We start from the raw sequence: 11,110 nt of genomic DNA, 5'->3' as shown, positions 1-11,110 counted from the left end.
TAGACCAACCCGAGATAACCTCAGGTGAGGCCACCACTCGTCGATCCAGCGAAACCCGCCGACCTCAGCGGGGGTAACAACCTAGTGCCTCAGCACCAAACCGTCAATCCCCACCAGCAGCGGCGTGGGCGGGCTTCTACGGGGGTATCCGCGACATGTCAAACAGGTTTCGTGTGGTGCAGTGCCCTGCGTCAAACGCATGGCTCGGCTCCTTGACCTCTCCACGGACTCCAAGATCACGGATTAACGTCTTGTCATAAGGCGCCGCTTTGTGGCCCAACGCCGCGGCAACCGCAGCCCAGGAGGCCTTCCCGACGATGCGGCCCAGCCTCGCAATCGCAACACTCGCGCTGATATCGCTCTATCCGGCCATCGGCCCAGGCCCGGCCATCCTCACTTCCCGCCCTGAGGCGGCGCACGAAGCCGCTCTCGCCCCGCCGGCCGAACCGCAGGCGGCGGCGCCATGGTCGGAACCCTGCATCACGGACTTACCCTCGGTCGCGCCTGCTGACGCGCCGGGCATCAACCCGGCGCCGACTGCCGTCATCCTTCCCGACGCGCCGCCCAAGGAGGCCGAGGTCCCGCAGGAGCGCATCCTGGTGGTCGCGCGGGGCGATACCCTGGCCAGCCTGCTCGACGGCGCCGGCGTGGATAGCGCGGATGCCCATGCCGCGATAGAACGCCTGGCGCGCCAATTCCGGCCCAGTCAGCTGCGTCCTGGCACCGAGATCGCGATCCGTCTGTCCCCAGGCGAGACCCCGGACCTGCTCGATATCGAGATCGAACCCGAACCCGGCCGCACGGTCCGTGTCGCCCGGCAGCCGGACGGAAGTTGGGCCGACAGCCTGACCATTGCCCCGCGCAGCCGCTTCCTCGTGCGCGCCGAGGGCAGTGTCGACGGCGGCCTCTTCCCCGCCATGACCCGCAGCGGTGTGCCGGCCGGCATGGCGCTGTCCCTCATCCGGATCCTCGGCCACCAGGTGGACTTCCAGCGCGACCTCCAGCCGGGCGACCGCTTCGAGGTCCTGTTCGACCGATTCCGCGACGATGAAGGCGATGTCCTGGGGCACGGCCAGATCCTGAAGGCGACGCTCACCCTGTCGGGCCGCACGCTGGAGGTCTGGCGCTACAAGAACCGCGCGGGCGATGTCGAATGGTACGACGCGCAGGGCCGCAGCCTGCGGCGCTCCTTCATGCGGACGCCGCTCGATGGCGCGCGCGTCTCGTCCGGCTTCGGCCCGCGCTCGCACCCCGTGCTGGGCTTCAACCGGGTGCACCAGGGGATCGACTTCGCGGCCCCGACCGGCACGCCGATCTACGCCGCAGCCGAGGGCGTCATCATCTCCGCCAAGCGCGAGGGCGGCTATGGCCTCATGGTCCGCATCCGCCACGCCAATGGCGTCGAGACCCGCTACGCGCACATGTCCCGCTTCGCGCGCAACGCCACAGCCGGCCGCCGCGTCCGACAGGGCGCAGTTATCGGCGCGGTGGGATCGACCGGCCTGTCGACCGGCCCCCATCTGCACTACGAGGTCGTGGCCGGCGGCCGTCAGGTGAATCCCGCCCGCCACGTCCAGGAAGCGGTCCGCCTCGCGGGGGCCGACCTCGCGGCCTTCCGCGCGCGCCAGTCACGGATCACGCGAATCGCCGCGGGCTTCGGCTCAGGCGACGAGATCGCGCTGGCCAGCGATTGACAGGCGACGGGGCCGGCGGCGTGACACCGCCGGCCCGCGCGCCGCGCTACGCCGCCTCAGCCAGCCCGGGACGGACCTCGAGCCCGTCCCGGGAAGCGGTGACCCGCACCACCTCCCCGTCCTTGATGCTGCCTTCCAGCAGCAACCCGGCGAGCCGGTCCTGCAGGTTGCGCTGAATCACTCGCTTGAGAGGGCGCGCGCCATAGACCGGGTCGTAGCCCGCTTCCGCCAGCCACTCCCGCGCCTTCGCATCCAGTTCGAGCCGCACCTTGCGGTCCTCCAGCAGCTTCAGCAGCCGCTGCAGCTGGATGTCCACGATCGACGCCATGTCCCCGCGCGCGAGCCGCCGGAACAGAACCACCTCGTCCAGACGGTTCAGGAACTCCGGCCGGAAGCGTTCGCGCACCGCCCGCATCACCGCAGGCCGCGCAGCCTCGATCTCCGCACTCTCGGGCAGCTCCGCGATCGCCTGGCTGCCGAGGTTGCTGGTCAGCACGATGATGCAGTTGCGGAAATCGACCGTCCGTCCCTGCCCGTCCGTCAGCCGCCCGTCGTCGAGCACCTGCAGCAGCACGTTGAAGACGTCGTCATGCGCCTTCTCGACCTCGTCGAACAGGATCACCTGGTAGGGCCGGCGCCGCACGGCTTCCGTCAGCGTCCCGCCCTCTTCGTAGCCGACATAGCCCGGCGGCGCGCCAATCAGGCGGGAGACGGCGTGCTTCTCCATGAACTCGCTCATGTCGATGCGCGTCATCGCCCGCTCGTCGTCGAACAGGAACTGCGCGAGCGCCTTCACGAGCTCGGTCTTGCCGACACCCGTCGGCCCGAGGAACAGGAACGACCCGATCGGCCGGTTGGGGTCCTGGAGTCCCGCACGTGCGCGCCGGACGGCCTTGGAGACCGCTTCCAGCGCCTCCTCCTGCCCCACCACGCGGCGGCGCAGCTCGTCCTCCATGCGCAGCAGCTTGGCGCGCTCGCCCTCCAGCATCTTCTCGACTGGAACGCCGGTCCAGCGGGAGACGATCGCGGCGATGCCTTCCTCGGTCACCGCCTCGTTGACCAGCCGCGCATCGCCGTCACCGGCCTCCGCCAGCTTCTTCTCGATGCCCGGGATCACCGCATACAGCAGCTCCGATGCCTTGGTCAGGTCGCCCTTGCGCTGCGCCAGCTCGACATCGGTGCGCGCCTTGTCCAACTGCTCCTTGAGCTTCTGGCTCTCGACGACCTTGCCCTTTTCCGCCTCCCAGCGCTGCGTCATCTCACTGGAGCGTTCCTCGAGGTCGGCCAGCTCCTTCTCAAGCTTTCCGAGGCGGTCGCGCGAAGCGGGATCCTGCTCTTTCTTCAGCGCCTCGCGCTCGATCTTGAGCCGCATCAGGTCGCGGTCGATCGCGTCCAGCTCCTCGGGCTTGCTGTCCACCTGCATGCGCAGGCGCGAGCTCGCCTCATCCACCAGGTCGATCGCCTTGTCCGGCAGGAATCGGTCGGTGATGTACCGGTTGGACAGTGTGGCGGCGGCCACCAGCGCGCCATCGGTGATGCGCACGCCGTGGTGCAGCTCGTACTTCTCCTTGATGCCGCGCAGGATGCTGATCGTGTCCTCGACCGATGGCTCGCCCACGAACACAGGCTGGAAGCGACGCGCGAGCGCGGCGTCCTTCTCCACATGCTTGCGGTATTCATCGAGCGTGGTCGCGCCGATGCAGTGCAGCTCGCCACGCGCCAGCGCCGGCTTCAGCAGGTTCGACGCATCCATCGCGCCATCCGCCTTGCCCGCGCCGACCAGCGTGTGCATCTCGTCGATGAACAGGATGATCTCGCCTTCGGCTTCCTGCACCTCGGCCAGCACGCCCTTGAGGCGTTCCTCGAACTCGCCGCGGTACTTGGCCCCCGCCACCATCGCGCCGAGGTCGAGCGCCATCACGCGCTTCGTCTTCAACGCCTCCGGCACGTCGCCCTTGACGATGCGCAGCGCCAGTCCCTCGACGATCGCGGTCTTGCCGACGCCGGGCTCGCCGATCAGCACCGGGTTGTTCTTGGTGCGCCGCGCCAACACCTGGATCGAACGGCGGATTTCCTCGTCGCGCCCGATCACCGGGTCGAGCTTACCCTCTCGCGCGGCGGCGGTGATGTCGCGCGCGTACTTCTTCAGCGCGTCGAAGCTCTGCTCGGCATTCTGGCTGTTCACGGTGCGGCCCTTGCGCAAGTCGACCACGGCCTTTTCCAGCCGCTGCGGGTCAGCCCCCGCATCGCGGAAGGCACGCCCGGCATCGCCATCGCTGGCGGCCAGCGCCACCAGCAGCCGGTCCTGCGCGACGTACTCGTCGCCGGCGCGGCTCGCCTGCTGCTGTGCCGCATCCAGCACGCGCACGATGTCCGGGGTGAATTGCGGCTGCCCCGCGCCGCCGCCCGAGACCTTGGGCAGCTTCGCAAGCGACGCCTCGATCGCCTGCTTGGCCCGCGCCGGATCGCCGCCGGCGGCGCGCACAAGCCCGCTGGCCGCACCCTCGGCATCGTCCAGCAGCGCCTTCGCCAGATGCGCCGGCGTCACCTGCTGGTGATATTCGCGGATCGCGATGGTCTGCGCAGCCTGCAGGAAGCCGCGGGCCCTGTCGGTGAACTTCTCGATGTCCATATTCGTCCCTCTCCTGAGCGGACAGGCGTCACCCGCCCCCGAATGGGCCGCGGACACGCCTCCAATGGCACGTCATGTGGTATGCGTCCTTGATCTGGTTCAAGGGGGCGCCATGCGCATCGAGACCATCTACCGCTACCCGGTGAAGGGCCTGACGGCCGAAGCGATGGAGGAGGTGGTGCTGACCCCCGGCGCGACCCTTCCGGAGGACCGCCGCTTCGCCCTGGCCCAGGGGGATTCCGCCTTCGACCCCGCAGCGCCCGCCTGGCTGCCCAAGCGCAATTTCGGCTGCCTCATGGCGAATGCACGCCTGGCATTGGTGCATTCGGCCTTCGATGCGCGCACTGGCGACCTCGTCCTGCGCCTGCCGAACGCGACGCCCGTCGCAGCCAGCACGCGCACGCCGGAAGGTCGCGCCGCCATCGCCCGCACCCTCACCGCCGCGCTGGGCGAGGAAGCCCGCGGCGCGCCCTGCTTCGTCGAGGCACCGGGCCATTCCTTCTCCGACGTCGCGAAGAAGGTCGTCTCCATCATCGGACTATCCAGCCTGCACGCGCTGGAACAGGCCGCCGGCGCGCAGCTCGACCCGCTGCGCTTCCGCGCCAATGTCTACGTCTCGGGCGGCAGCCCCTGGGCGGAATTCGACTGGATCGGTCGCGAGATCCTGCTCGGCCAGGCTCGCCTGCGCGTCATCAAGCGCATCGTTCGCTGCCCCGCGACCGAGGTGAATCCGCTGACCGCCGAGCGCGACGCCGAGCCGCCGCGCTGGCTGCGCCAGCATTTCGGCCATGCGGATCTCGGCGTCTATGCGGAGGTCGTCGAAGGCGGGCGCATCGCGCTGGGCGACGCGCTCGAAGTCCTCGACCCGGAAGGCTGAAGCCCTGGCCCGGCGCGGGCCTGGCGTCAGGCGGGTTCGCGCGCCTCGCCGGCCGCCTCGGCCGCACCCTCGCCCTCGCCGAAGTCCTGGCCGTTGGCGCTGCCGATCTCGGTCGCCTCGCCGCCCTCGCCCTCGGCCTGCTCGTTGGGCTGGTACCGGCGCTGCTGGGTCTGCTGGTGCTGCGCGGCGGCCTGGTTCATGGCGTTGAGAATGCGGAAATAGTGTTCCGCATGCTGGAAATAGGATTCCGCCATCACGCGGTCGCCGCCGCTGGTCGCGTCGCGTCCGAGTTGGAGGTACTTCTCGAACAGTTGCTGAGACGTCCCGCGCAGCCGCATGTCCGGCCCGCTCGAATCGAAGACGTGGTTGCGGTTGAGCGGCTGGCGATCGCCGGCGCCGCTGCCACCACCCGTGTGGCGGAACTGGCCGCCGCCCCCACCACCATGACGATGGCCGCCACGGCCGCGCATGCGCTTCATGTTCATCGGTGTTGCGTTTCGCTGTCCTGCGTCCCGACCATTCCCGCCAGGACCGAACCCATCCGGTTCGACCCCTCGCGGCATGCGGCCGGTCTCGTTGCACACCGGCACCCTGATCGCTGCGGCCCGCGGCCGTCGCCATCACTTTGCCGGTCATTGTTGCCAGTGGCCTGCTCACCCGCCGCATTCGCCGACTGCAGCGAATTTCGCGGGCAGGACACCTGCGGCCCCGGGTCAGTCCGGCGGGACATCGAACCCGCTCTCGGTGCTGTCCAGGTGAGGAGAGGGCGGTTCCCTGCCCTACCGCATCGGCACCCTAGCGGCGGCCAGCCCCGGCGCCAAACGGATTCTTCGCCCCCCGCCAATTGTATCCTGCCAGGCGTATGACGGCCCGACCCGCGCCCGGCGGGCTCAGGCCGCGAAGGCGGCCAGCCGCGGGCCGCACATGACCAAGATGCGTCCGGCCTCAGCCCGGCCCCTTGCGGCACCCGGGCCGCAGCACCAGCGCCCGCTCGATGCCGCCCAGGTCCCTGCCGACCGACACCGTCATCAGCCCCGCCCCGGCCGCGAACGACTCGACCGCCGCACGCTGCCCGGCCCCGAGTTCCAGCACCGCCCGCCCGCCCGGGGCCAGCAGCCCCGGCAGCCGGGCGACGACCCGGCGATAGGCGTCAAGCCCATCCGGCCCCCCATCCAGCGCCAGGGCCGGCTCATGCTGCGCCACTTCGGGCATCAGTCCCGCGATCTCACCAGTCGCGATGTAGGGCGGGTTCGAAAGCACCAGGTCAAACTGTCCGCGAATCGCCGCATCCCAGTCCCCGGCCAGGAAGGCCGCCCGTCCCGCAAGCCCATTCGCCGCCGCATTACGCGCCGCCAGCCGCGCTGCGGCCGGCGCGCGGTCGATTCCGAGCCCCCAGGCCGCCAGGCGCTCGGCGAGCACGGCCAGAAGCAGCGCCCCCGTGCCGGTGCCGAGGTCGAGCACCCGCCCGCCATCCGCGAAGCCCTCCAGCGCTGCTTCCACGATCGCCTCCGAATCCGGCCGCGGGATCAGCGTCGCGGGCGAGACAGCGAGGTCGAGCGTCCAGAAGCCGACATGCCCGACCAGATGCGCCATCGGCTCCCGCGCGACACGCCGGCGCAGCAGCGCGGCGAAGGCATCGCCGGCCGAGGCGGGCACCGGCGCGCGCGAGTCGCGCAGGAGGTCCTCTTCCCGGCAGCGCAGCACATGCGCGAGCAGCATGCGGGCCTCGATCCGCGGCGCCTCGATCCCTGCCGCGCGCAGCACCCGCCCTGCCTGACACAGGAAGGCGCCGACCGAACCGCCCGGATCGGCGCAGGCGGTCGTCACGCCGCCTCGGCGGCCAGGCGCGCCGCCTGGTCCTCGGCGATCAGCGCATCGAAGATCTCGTCGAATTCGCCCAGCATGACGCGGTCGATCTTGTGCAGCGTCAGGCCGATGCGGTGGTCCGTCACGCGTCCCTGCGGGAAGTTGTAGGTGCGGATGCGCTCCGACCGGTCCCCGGTGCCGACCTGCGACCTTCGATCGGCGGCGCGCGCGCTGTCGGCGGCGCTGCGCTGCGCATCGTACAGCCTGGCGCGCAACACCTTCATCGCCTTGGCGCGGTTCTTGTGCTGCGACTTCTCCTCCTGCATCGCCACCACGATGCCTGTGGGCAGGTGGGTGATGCGCACAGCGGAATCGGTCTTGTTCACGTGCTGCCCGCCGGCGCCGGAAGCACGGTAGGTGTCGATCCGAAGGTCGGCGTCGTTCACCTGCACGTCCACCTCCTCCGCTTCCGGCAGCACGGCGACGGTCACGGTCGAGGTATGGATGCGCCCCTGCGTCTCGGTCGCCGGCACGCGCTGGACGCGGTGCACGCCGCTTTCGAACTTGAAGCGCGCGAAGACGCCCCGCCCCGCGATCTCGGCGGTCGCACCCTTGATGCCGCCCAGGTCGCTCTCGTCGTAGTCCAGAAGATCGAACCGCCAGCCGCGCGATTCGGCATAGCGCTGGTAGGCGCGGAACAGCTCGGCGGCGAACAGCCCGGCCTCGTCGCCGCCGGCGGCGGGGCGAACTTCCAGGATGGCGCTGCGCTCATCCGCCGCGTCGCGCGGGAGAAGCATGAGTTGCAGCTCGCGTTCGAGCAGCGGCACGCGATCCTTCTGCACGAGCCATTCGGCCTCGGCCAGGTCGCGCATCTCCGGGTCGGCCATCATCGCCTCGGCCTCATCGCGCGCGCGGGTGGCGGCGCGCAATTCCTCGACCTTCGCCACCAGCGGTTCGAGCTCCGCGAGTTCCTTCGACAGCGCGCCGATCTCCGCCCCCGGCGCGCTGGCGAGGATGTGGCGCACCTCCTCGGCCCGCGCGAGCACGCGGTCGAGCCGGTCGGACAAGCTCATGCGAGCCGCCCCGGCACCTCCGGCAGAGGCACCTTCTCCTGCGTGCCGGCATCCAGGTCGCGGACCTGCGCGACGCCGGCGGCGATCTCCTCATCGCCCAGGATGACGGCGGCGCGCGCGCCGATCCGGTTGGCGCGCTCCATCCGCCGCTTGAGATTGCCGCGATAGGCGATCTCCGCCACCACGCCCGCGCGCCGCAGCGCCTGCAGCACGTCAAGCGCGGCAGCCTCCGCGGCATCGCCGACCGGGATCACCGCGACAGGCCGCGCTGCCTCGGGTGCCGCCGGCAGAAGCATGGACAGCCGCTCGATCCCCGCCGCCCAGCCGACCGAAGGCGTGGGCGGCCCGCCCATCTCCTCGACCAGGCCGTTGTAGCGCCCGCCCGCCATCACCGTGCCCTGCGCGCCCAGGCGGTCGGTGACGAACTCGAACGCCGTGTGGCTGTAGTAGTCGAGGCCGCGCACGATGCGCGGGTTCTCCCGGAAGGGCACGCCGAAGCGGACCAGATGCGCCTTCACCGCGGCGTAGAAGCTGGCCGCGGCTTCGGTCAGGTGGTCCCCGATCACGGGCGCGCCGGCGATGATGGCGCGATCGCCCTCGTCTTTGCTGTCGAGGATCCGCAGCGGGTTCTTCTCGAGCCGCACACGGCTGTCATGGCTCAGCGCCTCGCGATGGGCCGAGAAATAGGCGACCAGCGCGGCGCGATAGGCATCCCGGCTCTCGGTATCGCCAAGCGTATTGATCTCGAGCACCGTGCCGTCCGAGACGCCGAGTGCGACCAGGATGTCCCAGCCGCAGGCGATCACCTCGGCATCCGCGAGGGGTTCGGCCGCGCCCAGCACCTCGATGCCGATCTGGTGGAACTGCCGGTAGCGCCCCTTCTGCGGCCGCTCGTAGCGGAACATTGGCCCAGCGTAGAAGACCTTGCGCGGCAGGTTCGTCTGGGTGAGCCCGTTCGAGACCAGGGCACGGCAGACGCCGGCTGTCATTTCCGGGCGCAGCGTGAGCGAATCGCCGCCGCGATCGGTGAACGAGTACATCTCCTTCATCACAACATCGGAGGAATCGCCAAGGCCACGGGAGAAGACGCGCGTGTCCTCGAAGATCGGCGTCGCCCATTCCTCGAAGCCGTAGAGCGCACTCGTGCGGCGCGCTGCCTCGGCGACGGCGTGGTGGCGTCGGAACTCCTCGCCGATCAGGTCGCGCGTGCCGCGGACAGGCTGTAGGGCTGTCATGGTGATGTCCGGTCAGTCGAGGTCAGGGCCTGCGGTTGCGCTGCTGCGGCTGCTGGGTCTGCTGCCCGCGGAAAGGGCGATAGAGTTCCTCCCGCGCCTGGTTGCCCACCCGAACCGCGGTGGCGAGCGCCCGGCGATAGGTCTCGGCCTCGCCGTCATCCAGGCAGTCCGTGTATTCGCCGAGGTCGACAAGGCCACGCAGCCGCCCGGTCCATTGGTCGAGGAAGGCCAGCAGCACCATCCCCTGCGCGCGCAGCTCCGGGTCGATGCCGATGGACAGGGCGCTGGCATGCTGACGGATCATCAGCGAGGCCTCCATGGCCCTGGCGTTGATCGTGCCGCAGGAGGCGCCGCCCGGGCGCACCTCCGTCGTCGGGGGCTCGTCCTCGGCGGGCGGCATCTCCACGCTGCCCATCTGCGCGCGGACGGCCTGTGCCGTTGCCACGCACGCCAGGATGAGCACCGCGCAGAATGCCCCGCGGCGCAGTACAGACGCCGCAGCCATCCTCATTCGGCCGCCTGCCGCGCCGCCTCGGCCGCCGCTGCGCGCGCGGCCGCGGCCATCGCCTCGGCCTTCTCGGACACCAGCCCGACGATGTGGTCCACCATCTCCTCGGACCGGATCGTGTGGTCCGTCCTGCCGGCGGAATAGACCATGTGCGTGCCGGCGCCGCCGCCGGTCAGGCCGATATCGGTCATCAGCGCCTCGCCCGGGCCGTTCACCACGCAGCCGATGATCGACAGGGTGATCGGCTGCTGGATGTGCGCCAGCCGTTCCTCGAGCTTCTCGACCGTGCGGATCACGTCGAAGCCTTGCCTGGCGCAGGACGGGCAGGAGATGATCTTCACGCCGCGGTGCCGCAGGTGCAGCGACTTCAGCATCTCCCAGCCGACCGTCACCTCCTCCTCCGGTTCGGCAGAGAGCGAGACGCGCAGCGTATCCCCGATGCCGGCCCAGAGCAGCGAGCCGAGCCCGATCGCGGACTTCACCGTCCCGGCCCGCTTGCTGCCGGCTTCCGTGATGCCGATGTGCAGCGGATGGTCACAGACCTCGGCCAGTTGCTGGTAGGCCGCGACCGCCAGGAACACGTCGGACGCCTTCACGCTGATCTTGAACTCGTCGAAGCCTTCCTGGAGCAGGTGGTCGGCGTGCCACAGCGCGCTCTCGACCAGCGCCTCGGGGTTGGGCTCCCCGTACTTCTCCAGCAGGTGCTTCTCGAGGCTGCCCGCATTCACTCCGATGCGGATCGAGCAGCCATGGTCGCGGGCGGCCTTGACGACCTCCTTCACGCGTTCCTTGCTGCCGATGTTGCCGGGATTGATGCGCAGGCAGGCGGCACCCGCCCCCGCCGCCTCGATGGCGCGGCGGTAGTGGAAATGGATGTCGGCCACGATCGGGACATTCACCTCGCGCACGATCTCATGCAGCGCGGCGGTGGCTTCCTCGGTCGGGCAGGAGACACGGACGATGTCGGCCCCGGCCAGTTCGCAGCGGCGGATCTGGTCGATCGTCGCCGGCGCGTCCTCGGTGGGCGTGTTGGTCATGGTCTGTACGCTGATTGGCGCATCGCCGCCCACACGCACCTTGCCGACGCCAATCTGCCGGGACTTGCGGCGCAGGATCTGCTGGTAGGGGCGATAGGCCATGCGTCTGGTTCCGGTTCCTGCACTCGGCGGCTGCGCCAATATGGCCGCTTGGGCCGCCGGCCGGAAGGCTTCAACAGCGCCGCGCGACGCCTCAGGGCCGGGCGGGCGGCGGTGCCGCAGGACGCGGCGAGGGCTGGGCCGGCGCG

Annotated in this window: 9 protein-coding genes; 2 read left to right on the top strand and 7 right to left on the bottom strand. The window is 70.2% G+C overall.

Annotated features, from left to right (window positions below; all coding sequences use genetic code 11):
- The first annotated feature begins 317 nt into the window (after positions 1-317).
- A complete protein-coding gene (locus HW578_RS16370; RefSeq protein WP_198371671.1) occupies positions 318-1,694 on the top strand; it encodes a M23 family metallopeptidase in 1,377 nt (458 codons plus the stop codon).
- A 46-nt stretch (positions 1,695-1,740) separates the two neighbouring features.
- On the opposite strand, the gene clpB is transcribed toward HW578_RS16370, so the two are convergent.
- Positions 1,741-4,326, bottom strand: a complete 2,586-nt coding sequence (gene clpB / locus HW578_RS16365; protein WP_198371669.1) for an ATP-dependent chaperone ClpB — start codon at positions 4,324-4,326, stop codon at positions 1,741-1,743.
- A 112-nt stretch (positions 4,327-4,438) separates the two neighbouring features.
- On the opposite strand from clpB, the gene HW578_RS16360 reads away from it, so the two are divergent.
- Positions 4,439-5,203: an MOSC domain-containing protein gene (locus HW578_RS16360; protein WP_198371668.1), complete on the top strand. Its 765-nt coding sequence runs from the start codon at positions 4,439-4,441 to the stop codon at positions 5,201-5,203.
- 26 nt (positions 5,204-5,229) lie between these two features.
- Here HW578_RS16360 and HW578_RS16355 read toward each other — a convergent pair whose 3' ends face one another.
- From HW578_RS16355 to ispG, 6 genes are all read right to left on the bottom strand, one after another.
- Entirely contained in the window at positions 5,230-5,688 is a 459-nt protein-coding gene (locus HW578_RS16355; protein WP_198371667.1) for a DUF4167 domain-containing protein, read from the bottom strand.
- 460 nt (positions 5,689-6,148) lie between these two features.
- Positions 6,149-7,030 carry a peptide chain release factor N(5)-glutamine methyltransferase gene (gene prmC, locus HW578_RS16350; protein ID WP_198371666.1) on the bottom strand — a complete coding sequence of 294 codons (882 nt, stop codon included), beginning with the start codon at positions 7,028-7,030 and terminating at the stop codon, positions 6,149-6,151.
- Positions 7,027-8,082 (bottom strand): peptide chain release factor 1, encoded by a 1,056-nt coding sequence (prfA, locus tag HW578_RS16345; protein WP_198371665.1) that lies wholly within the window; start codon positions 8,080-8,082, stop codon positions 7,027-7,029. Before prfA ends, prmC begins: the two co-directional genes overlap by 4 nt.
- Complete coding sequence (gene hisS, locus HW578_RS16340) at positions 8,079-9,317, bottom strand: histidine--tRNA ligase (RefSeq protein WP_198371664.1); 1,239 nt, start codon at positions 9,315-9,317, stop codon at positions 8,079-8,081. The genes prfA and hisS overlap by 4 nt, the downstream gene beginning before the upstream one ends.
- A 22-nt stretch (positions 9,318-9,339) precedes the next feature.
- On the bottom strand, positions 9,340-9,723 hold the full coding sequence (locus HW578_RS16335) for a hypothetical protein (RefSeq protein ID WP_198371663.1): 384 nt from the start codon (positions 9,721-9,723) through the stop codon (positions 9,340-9,342).
- A gap of 101 nt (positions 9,724-9,824) precedes the next feature.
- A complete protein-coding gene (gene ispG, locus HW578_RS16330) occupies positions 9,825-10,964 on the bottom strand; it encodes a flavodoxin-dependent (E)-4-hydroxy-3-methylbut-2-enyl-diphosphate synthase (protein WP_198371661.1) in 1,140 nt (379 codons plus the stop codon).
- Positions 10,965-11,110 lie beyond the last annotated feature (146 nt).

It is taken from the genome of Roseomonas rosulenta, assembly GCF_016106005.1.
Classification (GTDB): Bacteria; Pseudomonadota; Alphaproteobacteria; order Acetobacterales; family Acetobacteraceae; genus Neoroseomonas; species Neoroseomonas rosulenta.
The sequence above is the reverse complement of the archived record's forward strand: the minus strand, read 5'-3'. Positions and strand labels throughout refer to the sequence as shown.